Below are 19,263 nucleotides of genomic sequence, written 5' to 3' on the forward strand. Positions count from 1 at the left end.
GCGGTCCGGCAGCACGGGACGCGGGCGCGTGAGGGGGCACACGGCATACGCGATCGCCTCGAGCGCGGTGTCGGTCGGGCGTGATGGAATCCTCCGGTGGTCATCCTCCGTCGCGCTCCTGCCCTCGCCCCCGTGCGGGTGCGGCTCGACGACCGCCAGCAGGCCGCTCTCGACTCGTCCGCACGCGTGCTCCGCGTCCTCGGCGGGCCCGGGTCCGGCAAGTCGACCCTCGCGGTCGAGCTCGTCGTCGACGCCGTCCGACAGCAGGGGCTGCGCGCCGACTCGTGCCTCGTCCTGACCTCGAGCCGCAGCGCTGCAGCCGCGCTGCGCCAGCAGGTCACCGCGCGCCTGGGCGGCACGTCGACGGAGTCGCTCGCGCGCACCTGGCAGGCGTTCGGCTTCGGCGTGCTGCGCGCCGAGGCGGCCCTGCGCGGCGACCCACCGCCTCGCCTGCTCAACGGCCCGGAGCAGGACGTCATCCTGCGTGACCTGCTCGCCGGGCACGCCTCCGGAGAGGTGACGGGGCCGGAGTGGCCCCACGAGCTCCGGGAGGCCCTGACGACCCGCGGCTTCCGCAACGAGCTGCGCGACCTGCTCATGCGGTCGGTCGAGCTCGGGCAGGGGCCCGACGACCTGACGCGGCTCGCCGTCGAGCACGACCGGCCCGAGTGGGCAGCGGCGGCGCACGTGCTGCGGGAGTACGACCAGGTCACCTCGTTCACCCGGCACGGGTCCTACGACCCCGCCTGGGTGCTGACGGCCGCCGCCGAGCTGCTCGACGAGGACCCGTCGGCCCTCGACCGCCTCCACGAGCGCATCCGTCTCGTCGTGGTCGACGAGGCCCAGGAGCTGACCTCCGCCGCGGCCCGGTTGCTTCGCGTCGTGGCCCGTCCCGGTGGGCCGCGGGTCGTCCTCATCGGCGACCCCGACGTCGCCGTCCAGACCTTCCGCGGCGCCGACCCGCGGTTCCTCGCCGACGGGTGGACCGACCTCGCCGGCTCCGGGCGCGACCCGCGCTTCGTCGGCGGCCTCTTCGACCTGCTCGACGACCGCGACGAGGGCGAGACCGTCGTCCTGGACCGCACGCACCGGTTCGGGGCAGCCATGGCCGGAGTGGCCGACCGGGTGTCCCGCCGCATCGGGGCTCTCGGCGGCGGGGAGCAGCGACGGATGACGCCGGCGACGGACGATCCGGCACGCGGCACCGTCGAGGTGGCGCTGCTGCGGTCGGCCGCGCAGGAGACGGCGCACGTCGCGGCCCTGCTGCGACGCGCCCACCTCGTCGAGGGCGTGCCGTGGACCGACATGGCCGTCGTCGTCCGCGGTTCTGGGCGTGCCGACACGATGCGCCGGCTCCTCGGTCAGGCCGGGGTGCCGGTCGAGGCCGGCAGCGCGGAGGCCCCGGTGCGCGACGAGAGCGCGGTCAGACCACTCCTGCACCTGCTCGAGGAGAGCATCGAGATCGCGCGTGCCGAGCATCGCGGCGAGTCCCACACCATCGACCCGGTCAGGGCGGCCGACCTGGTCCTCTCGCCGGTCGGCGGGTCCGACACCGTCGGACTGCGGCGGCTTCGGCGACTCCTGCGACAGGACGAGCTCGCCGCTGGTGGTGGACGGTCCAGCGACGAGCTGCTGGCCGAGCTGCTCCAGTCGCCGCCGCGGGCCCGGACGCTCGGGTCGACCGCGCGACCTGCCGAGCGCATCGCGACGGCGCTGGCCGCGGGTGCCGCTGCTGCGCGGGTGGACGACGACGGCCGCTGGGCCCGCGGGGTCACGGCCGAGTCCGTGCTCTGGGCCCTCTGGCAGGGTGCCGGGGTCGCCGAGGGCTGGCGCCGGCAGGCGCTCTCCGGCGGGGCGTCGGGCGAGCGCGCGGACCGCGACCTGGACGCGGTGCTCGCGCTCTTCGACGCTGCGGGGGCCTTCGTGGACCGGCTGCCCACCGCCGGGCCCGACACCTTCCTCGAGCACATCCAGGGGCAGGACGTCCCCGGCGACACGTTGCTCGTCGGCGCACAGTCGGGCGGTCGCGTCGCGCTGCTGACGCCGCAGACCGCTGCCGGCCGACAGTGGCGCATCGTCGTCGTCGCCGGCGTCCAGGAGGGCGTCTGGCCCGACCTGCGCCTGCGCGGTTCCGTCCTCGGCTCCGAGGACCTCGTCGACGTCGTGGCGCAGCGACCCCTCGGCTTCCGGGCCGCGCAGGCCGCCGTGCGCTATGACGAGACGCGCCTCTTCCTCGTCGCCGTCACCCGGGCCACCGAGCGACTTCTCGTCACCGCCGTCGGCAACGAGGACGAGCAGCCCTCCGTCTACCTCGACCTCGTCGATCCACCGGCGACGACCCGCCTCGCCGACGAGGTGCGCCCGCACTCCGAGGTCGCCCGCACGATGACCCTGCCGGGACTCGTCGGAGAGCTCCGCCGCGAGGCGGTGGACCCGGATCCGGCCGTCGCCGAGCCGGCCCTCAACCTGCTCGCCGTGGCGGCCCGTGAAGGGGTGCGCGGCGCCGACCCGAGGTCGTGGTGGGCGCTGCGGTCGGTCACGAGCGAGCGCCCGGTGCGCCGGCCCGACGAGCCCGTTCCCGTGTCTCCGTCGAAGGTCACCTACTTCTCCGAGTGCGGGTTGCGCTGGTTCCTCACGTCGGTCGGGGGTGAAGGGGTGTCCCTCGGCGCCGCGTCGGTCGGCACGTTCGTCCACGACATCATCGCCGAGCTGCCCGATGCGCCTCTCGTCGAGCTGAAGCGCGAGGTCGACGAGCGCTGGGGCAGGCTCGGGCTCAAGCCGGGCTGGGTCACCGACCGCACCCACCAGGAGGCGCACGACATGGTGGCCCGGTTCGCGGCCTACCGCGACGGGGCCGAGCGGGAGTGGGAGCGTGTCGGCATCGAGACCGGCTTCCGGGTCGAGGTCGGTCGGGCCGTCGTGGCCGGCCGTGTCGACCGCATCGAACGTGACGCCGAGGGGCGGTTGCGCATCGTCGACCTCAAGACCGGCAAGTCCAAGCCGACCAAGGCCGAGCTCGCCGAGCACGGACAGCTCGGCGCCTACCAGGTGGCCGTCGAGGAGGGCGGCTTCCCCGACCTCGGTGAGCGCAGCGCCGGGGCCGCGCTCGTCTTCATCGGCAAGGGCGGCCTGTCGGGACTCAAGCCGAGCGTGCTGCCGCAACCGCCGCTCGCCGGCAGCACCGACCCGACGTGGGCGCGGACCCTGGTCGAGGAGACCGCAGAGGGGATGGGCGCGGGGGAGTTCCGTGCCTCCCAGGGCAAGGCGTGCGAGACCTGCCCGGTGCGATCCTCGTGCCCGGTCCAGCCCGAGGGGGACGCGCTGTGACGACCATCGAGGCCTCGAACGCGACCGGCCGCGCGACGGCGGTGCAGCACAGCGCGCTCGACATCGCCACGGCGCTCGAGATGCCGCCGCCCACTGCCGAGCAGGCCGCCGTCATCGAGGCCGGCGCCCGCCCCCTGCTCGTCGTCGCGGGCGCCGGCTCGGGCAAGACCGAGACGATGGCCGCGCGCGTCGTGTGGCTCGTCGCCAACGGCCTCGTCGACCCCGACCAGGTGCTCGGCCTCACCTTCACCCGCAAGGCCGCGGCCGAGCTCTCCCAGCGCATCGCCAAGCGACTGCGCGGTCTCGAGCGTGCGGGCATCTGGACGCCGCCCGCTGACGACGGCACGGGCGCAGAGGTGCTCGGCGGCACCCCGACCGTCTCGACCTACCATGCGTATGCCGGCCGTCTCGTCCGCGAGCACGCGCTCCGCGTGGGCATCGAGCCGGAGTTCCGCATCCTCACCGAGGCCGGCGCCTGGCAGCTCGCCGCCGAGGCGGTGTCCCGGTGGGACGGCCCGATGGACGACGTCGTCAAGAGCGAGGCCACCGTCATCCAGGCCGTCATGGCGCTCGCCGGTGAGATGGCCGAGCACGTACGCACCCCGGGCGAGGTCATGGAGCACCTCGATGCCGTACTCGCCCGACTGGACGCGCTGCCCGACGGCGAGGGCCGCGGTTCGCTCACGGCCGCCCGCGACGCCGTGGCCGTGCTGCGCGAGCGGCGCACGGTTCTGCCCATCGTCGAGGCGTTCCTCGCCCTCAAGCGCGAGCGCGAGTCCCTCGACTTCGCCGACCAGATGGCCATCGCGGCGCGTCTGACCCGCTCGATCCCGGCCGTCGGAGAGACCGAGCGGCAGCGGTTCCGGGCCGTGCTGCTCGACGAGTTCCAGGACACCTCCGAGGCCCAGCTCGAGCTGCTGCGCTCGCTCTTCCACCACCCCGGAGTCGCACTGACGGCGGTCGGCGACCCGAACCAGTCGATCTACGGGTGGCGCGGAGCGAGCGCGACGACGCTGCTGCGCTTCCCCTCCGAGTTCGCGGGCGATGGAGGCCCTGCCGACGTGCTCCCGCTCTCGACGAGCTGGCGCAACGACTCCCTCATCCTCGACGCGGCCAACACCGTCGCGGCGCCGCTCGCGACCGAGCACGTGCAACCGCTCCGGCCTCGCCCCGGCGCCGGTGTCGGCTCGATCGCGGTGGCCCGGCTGGAGACCGCGGAGGAGGAGGCCGACCACCTGGCCGGCTGGATCGCCTCGCACTGGTTCAGCCCCAGTGGGCGCCGCACCGGCCGCAGCGCCGCGGTGCTGTGCCGTCGGCGCTCGACCTTCCCGCTGGTCCTCGAGGCGCTGCGGCGCCGCCAGCTCCCCGTCGAGGTCGTCGGCCTGGGCGGCCTGCTCGTGACCCCCGAGGTCAGCGACCTCGTCTCAGCGCTCTGGGTCGTGCAGGACCCGACCCGGGGTGACCAGCTGATGCGCCTGCTCACCGGTCCTGTCGTGCGCCTCGGGGCGGCCGACCTCGCCGGGCTGTGGGCCTGGGCGCGCGAGCTGCACTCCAGGACCCCTCGCCCGGGAGCGGTGCCGACCGCTCCCGACGCGTCCGCGGTGCCGGATCCGACGCCGTCGACCACGACGGAGCAGGCGGTCGACGCGCCGACGGCATCAGGCGCCGCCGATCCGGCCGCCGACCGCCGCGGGTCCGACCTCGCGGCCGACAGCGCCGACACGGCCACGCTCGTCGAGGCCCTCGACGAGCTGCCCCGGGCCGGGTGGACCGCCCGCGACGGCGCCCGGATCAGCGACGAGGCCCTCGGCCGCCTGCACGACCTCGGTGACGTCGTGCGGCGCCTGCGCCGCCTCACCGCGCTGCCGCTCGTCGACCTCGTCGCCGAGGCCGAGGTCGCGATCGGGCTCGACATCGAGGTGCTCTCGCGTCCCGAGCACACCGCGTCGACGGCGCGAGTGCACCTCGACGCCTTCGCCGACGTCGCCGCCCGCTACGCCACCACTGCCGATCGCCCCACGCTCTCCGGCTTCCTCAGCTGGCTCGACGCCGCGCGCGACCAGGAGCGCGGACTCGATGCCGGGCACACCGAGTCCGACGCGGACGCCGTGCAGGTGCTCACCGTCCACGCCGCCAAGGGACTCGAGTGGGACGTGGTCGCCATCCCCACCCTCGTCGAGGGCGTCTTCCCCGCCCACGGCGCGACCGCGGTGTCGCCCGTCGCGGACAGCGACCCCACGGCATACGCCTGCTCCGGCGACGTCAAGGACAAGGGCTGGCTCGTGGGGCTCGACTCGCTGCCCTACGACCTGCGCGGTGACCGGGCGGGCCTGCCGCACCTGGACTGGCGCGGAGTCCCGGACCGCAGGACGCTGAGCGCCGCCATCGATGCGTTCGTCCTCGAGGGCGGCCGCCACGCCGTCGCCGAGGAGCGTCGCCTCGCCTACGTCGCGCTGACGCGGGCGCGATCCTCGATGCTGCTGACCACACACCTGTGGGGAGCTGCGAAGAAGACGCTGTCGGTGCCGTCCCGCTTCCTGACCGAGGTCGAGGACTCCCTCCCGGATGCCGTCGTGCGCACGGTCTGGGTTCCCGCACCCGAGCCCGTCGTGGACGACAAGGGCAAGGCGGCGGCACCGACCAACCCGCACCTCGCCGTCCCGGTCTCGCAGCTGTGGCCGCACGACCCGATGGGCGCCCGACGCGCCGCCCTCATCGACGTCCACCGTCGCATCATCTCGCTGGCCGAGGCCGGGCCCACTGTGCCGCAAGGAGATCCGCGGGTGGACGACCTGCGCATCCTCCTCGCGGAGCAGGCGGCACGGCGATCGAGGGGTGAGCCGGTCGTCGACGTCCCACGTCACCTCTCGGCCTCAGCGGTCGTGTCGTTGGCCCGTGACGCCGAGGCCTTCGCGATGTCCCTCCGCCGTCCGATGCCGAGCCCGCCGGCGGTCGCCGCCCGCCAGGGCACCGCCTTCCACGCCTGGATCGAGGAGCACTACTCCCGCGCCGCGTTCGTCGACCTGCTCGACCTGCCCGGCAGCGCCGACGAGGGCGCTGCCGACGACGGCGATCTCGACTCCATGAAGGAGCGTTTTCTCGCCAGTGAGTGGGCCGATCGCATCCCCGAGGAGATCGAGATGTCGATCGAGACGATCATCGACGGCATCGCGGTTCGAGGTCGTGTGGATGCCGTGTTCCCCCGCGACGACGGGGGGTGGACGGTCGTCGACTGGAAGACCGGTGCCCGGCCCACCGGGCGAGATGCCGCCGTCCGTGCCCTCCAGCTCGGGGCGTATGCCGTCGCCTTCGCCCGGCTGCGCGATGTCGACCCGTCGCTCGTCGACGCGGCGTTCTACTACGCGGGGGAGGGCGTCACCGTCCGTCCCGACCTCCCGGGCGAGGCGGCGCTCGTCGACCTCCTGCGCACCCTCCCCGACTAGGGACCTACGCGGGCGCCTTCGGTCCGCGCGGCCACAGTCTGCGCACAGGTGGATCGGGCACCCTGCGGGGGCCTGCCGGTTCGGTGGGCACTCTGCCGTGCGGGACCAGTCAGCGTGAGCATCAGGAAGCTCCTCGGATGCCTTGTCCTTCGGTCCACCAACCTGACGACGAAAGAGCTACCCATGATCGAGGCCCTGGGTCTCACGAAGCGCTACGGCCAGAAAACCGCCGTCGACGACCTCACCTTCACTGTGAAGCCAGGGGTGGTCACCGGGTTCCTGGGCCCCAACGGCGCCGGCAAGTCCACGACGATGCGCATGATTCTGGGACTGGACGCTCCCACCGCGGGCACTGTCCGCGTGAACGGGAAGGCGTACCGCGAGCACACCGCCCCGCTGCACGAAGTGGGCGCCCTGCTGGAGGCGCGGTCGGTCCACACGGGCCGCAGCGCGTTCAACCACCTGCTGGCCCTGGCCCAGACCGCCGGCATCTCTCGGGGGCGGGTCGACGAGGTGGTCGACCTGGTCGGCCTGCGCGAGGTCGCCAAGAAGCGGGCCGGGGGCTTCTCGCTCGGGATGGGGCAGCGGCTCGGCATCGCCTCGGCCCTGCTGGGTGACCCGCAGACCGTCATCCTCGACGAGCCGGTCAACGGTCTCGACCCCGACGGCATCCGCTGGATCCGCAACCTGCTCAAGTCGCTGGCCGCCGAAGGGCGCACCGTGTTCGTCTCCTCGCACCTGATGAGCGAGATGGCCCAGACCGCCGAGCACCTCATCGTCGTCGGACGAGGGAAGCTGATCGCGAACACCAGTGTCCAGGAATTCATCGCGAGCTCCTCGGGCAACCGGGTGCGGGTCCGCACGACCGACCCTCACGCGCTTGCGACGGTACTCGCCGGGCCGAACGTGACCGTCGAGAGCACCGGCGGCGACGCGCTGGAGGTGAGCGGGCTGAGCACCGACCAGATCGGTCTCGCGGCCGGCGGCGCCGGTATCACCCTGCTCGAGCTGTCCGCCCAGCAGACCTCGCTGGAGGAGGCCTTCATGGACCTGACCAAGGACGCCGTCGAGTACCACGGCGCCACGACCACCGAGGGCGGCAGCGCTCTCGAGACCGCCGGAGCGAACCGATGAGCACTGCAACCACGAGCAGCACCGCGCTGCGTCCACGCACGTCGCCTCAGAAGAAGGTCACCCAGGCGCGGGTTGTCCTGTCGGAGTGGACCAAGCTGCGTTCCCTTCGCTCGACCATCCTCTCCATGCTCGCCGCGGTCGTCTTCATCGTCGGGCTCTCCATCCTCGTGCCGTCCGTGACCGTCGCGCACTGGCCGCCACACAATCCTCGTGAGGCGGCCGGCTTCGACCCCACCTCGCGCAGCTTGGCCGGCATCTTCCTCGCACAGCTGGCCATCGGCGTCCTGGGTGTCCTGCTCGTCACCGGTGAGTACGCAACCGGGATGATCCGGGCGACCCTTGCGGCCGTCCCGTCCCGTCTGCCCGTGCTGTGGGCCAAGGCCGCGGTCTTCGCCGCCGTGACGCTGGTGCTGACCGTCCCTTCGGTGCTCGGCGCGTTCCTGATCGGGCAGTCGATCCTGGGGGCCAAGCACCTGCAGGCCGGGTTGGGTGACCCGGGCGTGCTGCGTGCCGTGCTCGGGGCCGCGTTGTACCTGACCGTGGTCGGCCTGCTCGGCCTGGGCCTCGGCGCCCTGCTGCGCAACACCGCCGGCGGCATCTCCGCCCTGTTCGGCGTGCTGTTCGTCCTCCCGATCATCGTGCGCTTCCTGCCCGCGTCGTGGGCCGACCCGATCGACAAGTACCTGCCCAGCACGGTCGGGGAGGGCATCACCCACGTGCACGCCGACCCGGCCGCGTTGGCTCCGTGGGCCGGCTTCGCTCTCTTCTGCGGGTATGCCGCCGTCATCCTGGGCCTGGCCGCGATCCGCCTGCGGCGGCGCGACGCCTGACCACCTATGCCCACGGTGACGGCGACGAGCGCGATCCTCCCGCGCAGTCGCTGGCCCGGCAAGCCTTCGGCGCGACCCTCGGGCTGATCGGCGACCGCGTCAACCGGGAACCGGTGTCGCACGGGCGTGCGTGTTCAGCCAGGGGGTTGATGGGCGTGATCGGGCTTGGGGACCGGCACGAAGTCGGAGGCGCCCTCGTGGAGGTCGAGCACTCCGTCCGCGTCCTCGGGCAGCGCCTCGACCTCGTCGATCTCGAATGGTGACGCGTCAGGGTCCGCCGCGACGACAGGGACGGGTTGCGAGTCCTCGAGGTCCGGGTCGTCGGTGTCGGTCACGGGCAACGCCGACTCGGCGCCGGCGCGTGTCGGTGCGGGGTCGGGCGTCGTCGTCCCCGACGGGTCGGTGTGGGCATCTGGCGGCGCGGCGGCAGATGCCTCCCCGGTATTGCCCTCGTCACCGCCCGCACGCCGGTCGTCCACGAGGTCCGTCATCGAGATGGCCTGGGTCTCGCCGAGCATCGGGAAGGGCGCGTGCGGCTGGGTGGCGTCCCACTCGGGTTCGGGTGGCTCAGCCCGCTGGCGGGCGGGGTCCTCGCGATCGAGCACGGGGGTGGCCTGCTCACGGGCCTGTCTGGTGCGCTCGCTGCGCTCGGCGTCCTCCCGGGCGTGACGGCGGTCGGCCGCCTCGACACGGGCGTCGAGAGTCCGCAGCTGCTCGGCGGTGCGCTCGACGACGTCCAGCTGTCCCGAGGAGAGGGCGTGCAGCAGGGCCCGGAGGGGCGTCATCTCGGCTGCGAGGCGGGCGCGCCGCACGAGGTGGACGTCCGGCCGTTCGATGCGGGAGGCGGCGTAGGCCTCGAGGACGGCGTCGAGCGTCGCCGGCGGGGCGACACTGGCGAGCTCGGCGAAGTCGTCGGCCGGGTCGCCGACGCGGCTCTCCTCCCAGGCCAGGACTCCGCGGACGTGGCCGGTCGACGAGTCGCTGTCGTCGTCGAACGACGCGAGGACGTTCTGGCCGGTGAACGTGCCGTGGACCGCGCTCGGGGCGAAGCGCCACAGCGAGACGTCCTCGAGCGCGTGCTCCCAGCGGGTGAGCAGGCCGGTCGGCACGTGCCCCGTGGCGGCGGCACGGTCGAGCTCGGAGAGCTGGCGTCGGCGGTGCGCCTCGGCGTCGTACGACGGGCGACCGGCCTCCTCGAACACCAGGTGCTCCACGTTGTGGATGTGCGCGAGCGTGCGGCCGACCTCGACCGTCAGGGGCCCCGGCGTGAGAGCGGCGAAGTCCAGCGGGCGGCCAGGGACGCGCAGGTACACGGTGGCCCGCCCCTCGGGCACCGGAGCGAAGCCCCGCACCATCGGCATGGCCACGTCGAGCCGACGCCCCAGCAGCCCGGAGAGCGCGGAGATGTCATCGAGCATCGCCCCCGCGGCGGCGGTGCACGGCGCCTTGACGACCCACCGGCGGTCCTGGCTGTCCTGCACGTAGGCGATCTCGAAGAGGTCGCCCGGCTCGCCCGGCACACCCTCCACCGTCACCGGATCGAGGCCCGGCACGGCCGAGCTCGCCAGGGCGGCGAGGAAGAGAGGGCTGCGTGTCACGACACCACCGTAGGTCGTACGACCCGCCCAGCGTGGGAGGCGAGGCGCGCCGTCGTCCGTTCGGCCCGCGGCGCTCGGCCCCTACAGGATGACGCGAGCGCGCCCTCTAGGGTGGCCGTGTGGCACTGACCGACGAGACCCTGGCCGATCTGGCGCTCTCGCGCAGCGCGCTGGGCCGGGTGGCGCTCGAGCGCCGTCGTCCCGAGATCCTCACCGAGCTGCTCGACGACCCTCGCACCAGGGTCGCCGAGATCCGGGGCGACCGGATGCGCGTGGCACCGTCGCGCGACGGTCGCGACGGCGCCACCGGCGACGGCCTTCTCCAGCTCGCGCTCCGCGCCCCCGAGGCCGCGGACCACGCCGGGCTGGGACTGCACCTGGGGCGCGACGCGGACGGCACGGCATACGTCGGCGTCGTGACCCGTGAGGTCGGCAGCGGTCCGGCAGACGGCGCGAGCGACCCGGCGGCCGATGGTTGGCTCACCCTGCGGCAGGCCGGGGAGGCCCTCGCGCCGCGCGACGCCGGGGTGTTCACGACCGCCCTGGCCCTGGCGAACTGGCACGCCACCCACCGCTTCTGCCCGCGCTGCGGCGCGCCCACCCAGCCCACCCAGGGGGGCTGGGTGCGGCGGTGCGAGCGGGAGGGCAGCGAGCACTACCCACGCACCGACCCCGCCGTCATCATGTCGGTCGTCGACCCCGACGACCGACTGCTGCTCGGCCGTGGAGCGCACTGGCCAGAGGGGCGGTTCTCGGTGCTCGCCGGCTTCGTCGAGCCGGGGGAGTCGTTCGAGGCCGCGGTCGCCCGCGAGGTCGCCGAGGAGGTCGGCGTCACCGTGGACGGGGCTCGCTACCTGGGCAACCAGCCCTGGCCGTTCCCGTCGTCGGTGATGATCGGCTTCGCCGCCACGACCCGGGAGACGGAGCTGACCATCGACCCCGTCGAGATGGCCGAGGCACGCTGGGTGACGCGCGATGAGTACCGTGACCTGCTGCTGAGCGACACGATCCGCACCCCGAGTGGCATCTCGATCGCCAAGCGCATCATCGAGCACTGGCTGGGCCAGACGGTCGAGTCCGTGCTGCCGCCCGGACGCGCGGGAGGGTTCTGAAGCCGCGAGGGGCTCGTCAGCCGGCGAGGCGGGAACGCACCTCCGCGAGCGACGGGTTGGTCGCGGCCGATCCGTCGGGGAAGACGACCGTCGGGACGGTGCGGTTGCCGCCGTTGACGCGCTCGACGAAGTCGACGTGCTCGGGGTTGGCCTCGAGGTCGATCTCGGTGAACGGCACGCCCTCGCGGGTCAGCTGGCCCTTGAGGCGCGTGCAGTAGCCGCACCACGTCGTCGTGAACATCGTGATCGAGCCCTCGTCGGGCCTGACCTGGCTGGTGTCTGGCATCGGTTCCTCTGTCGTCCTGTGCGCGGGGTGTCGCCTTGGGGACGGGGGCCACGGGCGTCGTCCCTCGGTGCAAGGATGACCCCATGGCCAAACGCCGTGCAAAACGACCCCGGAGGATGGACCTCGACGTATACGAGACCGAGGTCCGTCGCCTGCAGGCGGAGCTCGTCGCGTTCCAGGAGTGGGTGCGCGCCACCGGTCAGCGTGTCGTCGTCGTCTTCGAGGGTCGCGACGCCGCCGGCAAGGGATCGGCGATCAAGCGGATCACCGAGTACCTCAGCCCGCGCGTCGCCCGCATCGCGGCGCTCCCGGCGCCGACCGACCGCGAGAAGTCGCAGTGGTACTTCCAGCGCTACATCGCCCACCTGCCCGCCGCGGGCGAGATCGTGCTGTTCGACCGGTCCTGGTACAACCGTGCCGGCGTCGAGCGCGTCATGGGCTTCTGCACCGACGCGCAGTACTCCCGCTTCCTCGAGCAGGCGCCCGTCTTCGAGCAGATGCTCGTCGACGACGGCATCATCCTGCGCAAGTACTGGTTCAGCGTCTCCGACGTCGAGCAGGAGCGCCGCTTCCGCTCCCGCGCCAAGGACCCCATGCGCCAGTGGAAGCTCTCGCCGATGGACCTCGAGTCGATCACCCGGTGGGAGGACTACTCCGAGGCGAAGGACATCATGATGGCCGAGACGAGCACCGACCATGCGCCGTGGCACGTCGTCGAGTCCGAGGACAAGCGCCGCTCGCGGGTCAACGTCATGCACCACCTGCTCAGCTCCATCCCGCATGCCGACGTGGCCCCCGACGTACCCCGCGTCCCGAAGCGCCCGGCCCCGCGCGGTTACGAGCGCCCGCCGCAGCACGAGCAGAACTATGTGCCGGACCACGCCGCGCGCGTGCTGGCCACCTCGAAGGGTGATCACTCCTGAGCGCAGTACCCGCAGTGCCCACTGCCGACCAGATCCTCGACGGGCTCGACCCCGAGCAGCGCGAGGTCGCGATGGCCCCGCCGGGACCCTTGTGCATCCTGGCGGGCGCCGGCACGGGCAAGACCCGCGCCATCACCCACCGCATCGCGTATGCCGTCCACTCGGGCGCCCAGCAGCCGCAGCGTGTGCTCGCGCTCACCTTCACGGCGCGCGCCGCCGGTGAGATGCGCACGCGCCTGCGCGGCCTCGGGGTGCAGGGCGTCCAGGCGCGCACCTTCCACGCAGCCGCACTGCGCCAGCTCCACTTCTTCTGGCCGCAGGCGATCGGCGGCGCGGCCCCCGAGGTGATGAGCCACAAGGCTGCGGCTGTCGCCGAGGCGGCGAGCCGCCTGCGCATGCAGTTCGACCGCACCACCGTGCGCGACCTCGCCGCGGAGATCGAGTGGGCCAAGGTCAACCTGCTGACCCCGCAGTCGTATGCCGCCCGCGCCCGTGAGCAGCGCCGTGAACCACCCGGCCTCGACCTCACGGCCATGGCGAGGCTCTTCGAGGCCTACGAGGACGTCAAGCAGCGGCGTGGGGTCATCGACTTCGAGGACGTCCTGCTCCTCACCGTCGGCATCCTCGACGAGCGCGAGGACATCGCCCGCACCGTGCGGGGGCAGTACCGCCAGTTCGTCGTCGACGAGTACCAGGACGTCAACGACCTGCAGCAGCGGCTGCTCGACCAGTGGCTGGGGGAGCGCAAGGAGCTCTGCGTCGTCGGTGACCCTGCCCAGACCATCTACTCGTTCACCGGAGCCAGCCCCCGACACCTCGTCGGCTTCCCCCAGCGCTTCCCGGGGGCCCAGGTCGTGCGGCTCGTCCGCAACTACCGGTCGACGCCGCAGATCGTCGGTCTCGCCAACACGATCGTCGCCTCGGGCACGCAGGCAGCCCGCGAGGGCGCGGTGCGCCTGCTCGCGCAGTCCGAGCCCGGTCCCGCTCCCGAGCTGACGAGCCATCCCGACGACCCGGCCGAGGCCGCCGCGGTCGCGGAGCGCATCCGGGCACTCGTGGCCGGTGGGCATCCCGCCGCCGAGATCGCGATCCTCTTCCGCACCAACGCCCAGTCCGAGGCCTTCGAGTCGGCCCTGACCGACGCGGGTGTGCCCTACCTCGTGCGTGGCGGTGACCGCTTCTTCGCGCGCAAGGAGGTGCGTGACGCGATCCTGCTGCTGCGCGGTGCTGCTCGCAGCGACGACGGCGACAAGCCGCTCGGCGAGATCGCGCGCGACGTCATCACCGGGGCCGGCTGGTCGCACGAGCCGCCGTCGGGCGGTGGGGCGACCCGTGAGCGCTGGGAGTCGTTGACCGCCCTCGCCACGCTGGCCGACGACATCGCCGTGGCAGCACCCGAGGCGCGGCTGCCCGAGCTCGTCGCCGAGCTCGACCGTCGCGCAGCCGAGCAGCACGCCCCGGCCGTCCAGGGGGTGACGTTGGCCAGCCTGCACGCAGCGAAGGGACTTGAGTGGGACACCGTCTTCCTCGTCGGCGCCTCTGACGGTCTCATGCCGATCTCGATGGCCGAGGGTCCCGATGCCATCGAGGAGGAGCGCCGGTTGCTCTACGTCGGGCTCACCCGGGCGCGCAAGCAGCTGTTCCTGTCGTGGTCCGGCGCTCGCACACCGGGCGCCCGCGCCACGCGGCGCGTCTCGCGCTTCCTCGCTCCGGCCTCCGACATCCTCGGTCAGGGCGCTCGCAGCGAGGCCCGCTCCGGTGGGTCCAAGCGGTCCGCTCCCAAGGTGGCGCGCCTCGCCCACTGCCGCGGATGCGGCGCCGAGCTGGTCTCTGCCGCGCAACGCAAGACCGGCCGCTGCGACGACTGCCCGCCCACCTACGACGAGGCGACGTTCGAGCGGCTGCGCGAGTGGCGGCTGGCCGTCGCGCGCGAGGCGAGCGTGCCGGCATACGTCGTCTTCACCGACGCGACGCTCACCGCGATCGCCGAGAGCGCGCCGTCCGACGAGGGTGGGCTCTCGCTCATCAGCGGGGTCGGCGCGCGCAAGATCGAGCAGTACGGCAGCGACGTCCTGGCGATCCTCGCCGGTGCGGACCCGCAAGAACTGATCGAAAGCCGTTCTGCGGCAAAGGAATCCGCCGAATAGCGGCGCTCCGCAAAAATAAGTTCCCAAAACTTCGTTAAATCAGTTGTTCGCCAGCGAGGCGCACGCGTACCCTTGACGAAGTCAAGCCCAGTGGTCTCGGTGGCCAGCTGGGGCCCGTGAGCAGAAGTGAGGAGGTCGGCCTGATGGACAACACCACGATGACGATGAACGCAGTCTCCTGCGTCCTTTCCGTGCGTCTGCGGCCGACCACCGGCCAGGTCCGCCTTGCGGCCACTCTCGCTCCGGAGCAGGGGACCACTGTGTCCGTCGCCGCCTTCTTGGGTGGCCGTGTCGCCGACTTCCGCGCCCCGGTCCAGGGAGACGTCTCGGTCACGGGCCGCACGTCCGCCCCCGCCTACAAGATCCCCGATGTCGTTCGCTCCCGCTCTGGGAGGCCCCCGGTCTGACCAGACCCGAAGCCTCACCTCCAGGCCGCGAACCCGACATCACCGGGTCCGCGGCCTTCGTGTTTCTCCGGGCAGGTTCCCGGCCGATCGCCGTTCCACATGCACGAACCGACACCGCCAGATGAGCACCCGACCGGGTGCCTGACAGATCAGGGACACAGATGACTCCCCGGATGCCGAGCAACAGGACCGAGACGTGCACCACCGGTGCGGGCCTTCGGACCAGACCAGACACGAGTGAGCAGGGGCGCTCCACCACGGGTGCCCAGGAGACGGAGGTGAGAACGATGCAGCTGACCGAACTGATCGACATGCGGGCCGAGGCCGAGCAGGTCGGCGAGACCATTCCGTGTCGCGACTACGACGCGGAGCTCTGGTTCGCCGAGCGACCCGAGGACGTCGAGTTCGCCAAGACGCTCTGCGGGCTCTGCCCTGCACGCGTCCAGTGCCTTGCCGGCGCGCTCGAGCGCCAGGAGCCGTGGGGCGTCTGGGGCGGGCAGCTGCTCGTCCAGGGCGCCGTCGTGGCTCGCAAGCGACCCCGCGGCCGTCCGCGCAAGCACCCAGTGGCCGCCTGAGCCTGCGTGAGCACGCATGTCCCAGACGCCGATCCCAGCAGACCACCCTTTTCACAGACCAGGAGAACGTCATGAACCAGCTCGAGATGCTGGCTCGCGACCGGATCAACCAGCGCAGTCAGCGCCAGGAACGCAGCGGCATCCGTCGCAGCGCCCGGCTGATCGCCGAGGAGATCCGCGCCAGTCGACGCCACAGCACGAAGTGAACGACCGCGCCACGAAGCGCGTTGCAGGACAACTGAATCGAGTGAGCGAGCCGCGGGTGACGCGCACGTCACCCGCGGTTTCGCATGTCGAGGGGCGAACGCCCCTCAGCTGAACGGCCTCTCCGCGCCCCCTCTGAATCACGCGCGATCCGCGTGGCACCACGTCTGGCCCCCGGATCGGCGGATACTCGAGAGAGGAGAAGGGAGAAGCCCATGGACGCTTCTACCAGCACGTCGGCTCAGGGCCAGCAGCTCGTCTGCTCCAGCTGCGGCGCGACGCCGCGGACCGATGAGCAGGCCGCGGCCCGGCTCTCGTGGAGTCGAGGCTCTGACGGTGGGCGCACGACCTGGACGTGCCAGCGCTGCAGCCGCGAGAACCTGCGCTCGATCGAGGGCAAGCTCGACTCCGTCTGGTGGTGACGGGCCGCGACCGCCGGTGGGTCAGCCGGCGTCGGCGACCGGCGGCAGATCGGCGCCGGGAAGCAGCTCGTCGACGATGGCCCGTCCGTGGACGGTGCCGCCGAGCTGGCTGAGCACGCCGATGCCCCCACCCCAGACGCGGTGGATAAGGAGGTACTCGGGCGGCAGGTTGAGCTTGTACGCGACGGCGTAGTTGGGCTGTCGCGGGTCGTTGATGTGGGCGAAGACCCCCCGGAGCCAGTCCCGGCTGAAGGTGAAGGTGTCGGTGCGGAAGGGCGCCATGAAGGGCTCGAGGTAGTCGAGCAGCCGCTGCGGGTCGAGGTCGATGCGCTCCTTGACGAAACCGATCTCCCGCAGGCCCGCGAGCACGTCCTCGGCGCTGCCCTCGAGGCCGGTGGTCAGCAGCGGCCCGATCTCCGGTGGCATACCGTCGGGGAGCCGGTTGACGGCGCCGAAGTCGATGACGCCCAAGCGACCATCGGGAGTGATGCGGAAGTTGCCCGGGTGGGGGTCGGCGTGCAGCAGGCCGGCGCGCGCCGGTCCGGCCAGCAGGAAGCGCAGGTAGAGCTGCGAGGCGGTGTCACGCTGCTCCTGGGTGCCCTCGGCGATGATCCGCGAGAGCGGCAGGCCCTCGAGCCACTCCGACACGATGACGTGCTCGCGGCCCTCGACGACGTGGGGCACGGCGAAGTCGGGGTCGCCGTCGAAGGCCGCGGCGAAGGTCGCCTGCGACTCGGCTTCGAGGCGGTAGTCGAGCTCCTCGGCCATCCGGTCACGCAGCTCGTCGAGGATCGGACCCAGCTCGATGCCAGGGACCCAGCTGGCGGCGACCTTGGCCACCCGGCTGATCTGTCGGATGTCGCTCATCAGGGCGGCGCCGGCGCCGGGGTACTGGATCTTCACTGCGACGTCCCGGCCGTCCTTCCAGACGGCGCGATGGACCTGTCCGATCGAGGCAGAGGCCACCGGGTGGTCGTCGAACGAGGTGAACTTGCTGCGCCAGCGGGTGCCGAGGTCGGCACGGAGCACTCCGTGCACCGACGTGGTCGGCATCGGGGGCGCGCTGTCCTGGAGCTTGGTCAGCATCGCGCGATAGTGCACGGCGAGGTCCTCGGGCAGGGCCGCCTCGAAGATCGAGAGGGCCTGCCCGAACTTCATCGCGCCGCCCTTGAGCTCCCCGAGCACCTGGAAGAGCTGCTGGGCCGTGCGTGCCTGCAGCTCCGCCGCCACGATCTCGGCCGGCCGACCCCCGAGGCGCTTGCCGAGGCCGAGGGCAGTGCGGCCGGCGAAGCCGAGCGGCACCGAGGCGAGCTTGGCGGAGCGCACGACGGCCTTGCGGGGCAGATCGGTCACGGCGGCACCTCCTCGGGCGGTTCGGCAGGTCTCAGGTGGGCCCGAGCCCGCTGCCACGGCGGTGACACGACTCCATCGCCAGGCGGCGGGTCGGCGCCCACGCTCGACTCTATGTGTACCCGCCGGCGCACGTTCACCTGACCTTCTGTACAGCCTTCGGTGTGCCGGTCACGCCCCGCGCTGCAGCGATCCGTCCAGGGAGCGGCAGTCGGTCGCCGGGCCCCCGGCGACTCCGGTCGTCGCCGTGTGAGAGGGATGCTCGGTGCAGAGCGGATGGGGCGGCCAGCGCCGGTGGTCCATCCGGGGCCAGGGGAGGCTGACCTCGACCGAGACGCCCGGCGGGGAGGGGTGGCCCTCGAGGACGCCCATGGCCAGCAGCGTCACGGTGCCGACGACGAGGTGCGCCAGTCCCGGGCTCAGCGCGTCGTGCAGGCCCTCGGGTGGGCCCGTCAGTGCGAGGGTGCGACCGGGTGCGGCCTGGCTCATCACGGCCGGCCAGGCTTCGTCGCGGTCGGCGCGGTGGCGTTCCAGGCACCACAGGCACGGCGCGCCGGGGGAGGCGTCGACGAGGGGCCCGACGAGGGTTCGCGGGCCAGCCGGGGCCACCGGCAGATGGGGCACGCCGTGTCGCAGCCAGAGCTGTCCACGGCGTGGGTCGACCACCGGAGATCCGACGAGGACCACGAGGTCGGGTCGTGGTCGCAGCGGTGACGCCACGGCCCTGTCGACGGCAGCGCGACCGTGCACGACGGTCGTGCCCGCCTGCGCCAGCGCGTCCGCGATGCCGGAGGCCACCTCACCGCAGCCATCGACGACGACGCGTCCCGTCCCGTCGGGCCCCGAGCCGGGGACGGGCGGCGTGCGGTCGGTGAGCAGGCCCAGGTCGGTCGTCAGCTCGAGGAGGGCCCGCCACCGCGCCGGTGCGATCCCGGCCTCTGCCGCCACCAAGTCGGTCGATTCGAGGGGGAGCGCACCGTCGAGGCGGGCGAGCAGCTCGACCTCGGCGCCGGTGATCCCGGTGACGACAGGGCCGCCGGGCAGCACACCGAACTGGACCTCGCCGGGTCGTCGTACCAAGGGCCGGAGCCAGGCGGGCAGGCGCGGGTGGGGCGGGACGGCAGCTGCGGACATCGGACCTCCAGACCCGGTGGCGCCACCAACGGCCGCCACCCTCGGTCGTCAGGCTCGCAGCCGCCCCGGTCCGCGCGTGGGCGTCGTCCACAGCCGGAGTGCACGAGACCTGTCCGGGCACGTGCGAAAGGGCGGGACCGTGTGGTCCCGCCCCCTCGATGTGCGGCGTCAGTGACGCCGCCGTGACCTGGTCAGGCCTTGCCCAGAATGCGGTTCAGGTTGGTACCGCAGACGGGGCACTGTCCCTTGGCCATGCGGCGACCGTTGTCGGAAACGACAACCTTGCCCTCGGCCTCGCGCTTCTCCTTGCACTTCACGCAGTAGAACTCGCCCTTGTAGGTCTCGTCAGCCATTGGTGTCTCCTTGTAGAT

General features: G+C 72.6%; 16 protein-coding genes. 11 read left to right on the forward strand and 5 right to left on the reverse strand.

The genetic code is table 11. From position 1 onward, the window contains the following. Positions 1 to 96 precede the first annotated feature (96 nt). From AB4030_RS15140 to AB4030_RS15155, 4 genes are all read left to right on the forward strand, one after another. Positions 97 to 3,327 carry an ATP-dependent helicase gene (locus AB4030_RS15140; protein WP_442280037.1) on the forward strand — a complete coding sequence of 1,077 codons (3,231 nt, stop codon included), beginning with the start codon at positions 97 to 99 and terminating at the stop codon, positions 3,325 to 3,327. Next, the gene (locus AB4030_RS15145; protein ID WP_442280038.1) at positions 3,324 to 6,770 is read left to right on the forward strand and encodes an ATP-dependent helicase; all 3,447 of its coding nucleotides are present in this window, start codon (positions 3,324 to 3,326) and stop codon (positions 6,768 to 6,770) included. Before AB4030_RS15140 ends, AB4030_RS15145 begins: the two co-directional genes overlap by 4 nt. A 183-nt stretch (positions 6,771 to 6,953) precedes the next feature. Beyond that, positions 6,954 to 7,904 carry an ATP-binding cassette domain-containing protein gene (locus AB4030_RS15150; RefSeq protein WP_442280039.1) on the forward strand — a complete coding sequence of 317 codons (951 nt, stop codon included), beginning with the start codon at positions 6,954 to 6,956 and terminating at the stop codon, positions 7,902 to 7,904. After that, positions 7,901 to 8,734 carry a hypothetical protein gene (locus tag AB4030_RS15155; protein ID WP_442280040.1) on the forward strand — a complete coding sequence of 278 codons (834 nt, stop codon included), beginning with the start codon at positions 7,901 to 7,903 and terminating at the stop codon, positions 8,732 to 8,734. The genes AB4030_RS15150 and AB4030_RS15155 overlap by 4 nt, the downstream gene beginning before the upstream one ends. Positions 8,735 to 8,868: 134 nt before the next feature. Here the strand turns inward: AB4030_RS15155 and AB4030_RS15160 are convergent, their stop codons facing one another. Then, complete coding sequence (locus AB4030_RS15160) at positions 8,869 to 10,332, reverse strand: phosphotransferase (protein WP_442280041.1); 1,464 nt, start codon at positions 10,330 to 10,332, stop codon at positions 8,869 to 8,871. A 119-nt stretch (positions 10,333 to 10,451) separates the two neighbouring features. Here AB4030_RS15160 and nudC point away from each other — a divergent pair, with 119 nt between their 5' ends. Then, positions 10,452 to 11,444, forward strand: a complete 993-nt coding sequence (nudC, locus tag AB4030_RS15165) for an NAD(+) diphosphatase (protein ID WP_442280042.1) — start codon at positions 10,452 to 10,454, stop codon at positions 11,442 to 11,444. 16 nt (positions 11,445 to 11,460) lie between these two features. Here the strand turns inward: nudC and AB4030_RS15170 are convergent, their stop codons facing one another. Continuing rightward, complete coding sequence (locus AB4030_RS15170; protein WP_442280043.1) at positions 11,461 to 11,730, reverse strand: mycoredoxin; 270 nt, start codon at positions 11,728 to 11,730, stop codon at positions 11,461 to 11,463. Positions 11,731 to 11,846: 116 nt separating this feature from the next. Between AB4030_RS15170 and ppk2 the strand changes: the two genes are divergently transcribed. The 6 genes from ppk2 (at position 11,847) to AB4030_RS15200 (ending at position 16,408) form a co-directional block, all read left to right on the forward strand. Then, positions 11,847 to 12,653, forward strand: a complete 807-nt coding sequence (gene ppk2, locus AB4030_RS15175) for a polyphosphate kinase 2 (RefSeq protein WP_442280044.1) — start codon at positions 11,847 to 11,849, stop codon at positions 12,651 to 12,653. A 14-nt stretch (positions 12,654 to 12,667) separates the two neighbouring features. Continuing rightward, positions 12,668 to 14,800, forward strand: coding sequence for an ATP-dependent DNA helicase UvrD2 (locus AB4030_RS15180; protein WP_442280045.1), 2,133 nt, complete (start codon positions 12,668 to 12,670; stop codon positions 14,798 to 14,800). A gap of 116 nt (positions 14,801 to 14,916) precedes the next feature. Further along, positions 14,917 to 15,207, forward strand: a complete 291-nt coding sequence (locus AB4030_RS15185; protein ID WP_442280046.1) for a hypothetical protein — start codon at positions 14,917 to 14,919, stop codon at positions 15,205 to 15,207. 287 nt (positions 15,208 to 15,494) lie between these two features. Further along, positions 15,495 to 15,782, forward strand: coding sequence for a WhiB family transcriptional regulator (locus AB4030_RS15190; protein WP_442280047.1), 288 nt, complete (start codon positions 15,495 to 15,497; stop codon positions 15,780 to 15,782). 71 nt (positions 15,783 to 15,853) lie between these two features. Beyond that, positions 15,854 to 15,988, forward strand: coding sequence for a hypothetical protein (locus tag AB4030_RS15195; protein WP_442280048.1), 135 nt, complete (start codon positions 15,854 to 15,856; stop codon positions 15,986 to 15,988). A 213-nt stretch (positions 15,989 to 16,201) separates the two neighbouring features. Beyond that, entirely contained in the window at positions 16,202 to 16,408 is a 207-nt protein-coding gene (locus AB4030_RS15200; RefSeq protein WP_442280049.1) for a hypothetical protein, read from the forward strand. Between the two features lie 21 nt (positions 16,409 to 16,429). Here AB4030_RS15200 and AB4030_RS15205 read toward each other — a convergent pair whose 3' ends face one another. The 3 genes from AB4030_RS15205 to AB4030_RS15215 all read right to left on the reverse strand — a co-directional run bounded on the left by AB4030_RS15205 (position 16,430) and on the right by AB4030_RS15215 (position 19,245). After that, on the reverse strand, positions 16,430 to 17,761 hold the full coding sequence (locus AB4030_RS15205) for an ABC1 kinase family protein (RefSeq protein ID WP_442280050.1): 1,332 nt from the start codon (positions 17,759 to 17,761) through the stop codon (positions 16,430 to 16,432). Between the two features lie 168 nt (positions 17,762 to 17,929). After that, positions 17,930 to 18,892 (reverse strand): hypothetical protein, encoded by a 963-nt coding sequence (locus AB4030_RS15210; RefSeq protein WP_442280051.1) that lies wholly within the window; start codon positions 18,890 to 18,892, stop codon positions 17,930 to 17,932. Between the two features lie 191 nt (positions 18,893 to 19,083). After that, a complete protein-coding gene (locus AB4030_RS15215; protein WP_020143053.1) occupies positions 19,084 to 19,245 on the reverse strand; it encodes a DUF5679 domain-containing protein in 162 nt (53 codons plus the stop codon). Positions 19,246 to 19,263: the final 18 nt, after the last annotated feature.

This window comes from Terrabacter sp. 2YAF2 (assembly GCF_052114705.1).
In the GTDB taxonomy this organism is placed as follows: Bacteria; Actinomycetota; Actinomycetes; order Actinomycetales; family Dermatophilaceae; genus Terrabacter.

What these genes read in the sequence shown, in the direction of transcription:
- AB4030_RS15210 (WP_442280051.1), bottom strand. Translation starts at nt 18,892, where the DNA reads ATGTCCGCAGCTGCCGTCCCGCCCCACCCGCGCCTGCCCGCCTGGCTC.
- AB4030_RS15200 (WP_442280049.1), top strand. Translation starts at nt 16,202, where the DNA reads ATGGACGCTTCTACCAGCACGTCGGCTCAGGGCCAGCAGCTCGTCTGC.
- AB4030_RS15155 (WP_442280040.1), top strand. Translation starts at nt 7,901, where the DNA reads ATGAGCACTGCAACCACGAGCAGCACCGCGCTGCGTCCACGCACGTCG.
- ppk2 (WP_442280044.1), top strand. Translation starts at nt 11,847, where the DNA reads ATGGACCTCGACGTATACGAGACCGAGGTCCGTCGCCTGCAGGCGGAG.
- AB4030_RS15170 (WP_442280043.1), bottom strand. Translation starts at nt 11,730, where the DNA reads ATGCCAGACACCAGCCAGGTCAGGCCCGACGAGGGCTCGATCACGATG.
- AB4030_RS15215 (WP_020143053.1), bottom strand. Translation starts at nt 19,245, where the DNA reads ATGGCTGACGAGACCTACAAGGGCGAGTTCTACTGCGTGAAGTGCAAG.
- AB4030_RS15195 (WP_442280048.1), top strand. Translation starts at nt 15,854, where the DNA reads ATGAACCAGCTCGAGATGCTGGCTCGCGACCGGATCAACCAGCGCAGT.
- AB4030_RS15150 (WP_442280039.1), top strand. Translation starts at nt 6,954, where the DNA reads ATGATCGAGGCCCTGGGTCTCACGAAGCGCTACGGCCAGAAAACCGCC.
- AB4030_RS15190 (WP_442280047.1), top strand. Translation starts at nt 15,495, where the DNA reads ATGCAGCTGACCGAACTGATCGACATGCGGGCCGAGGCCGAGCAGGTC.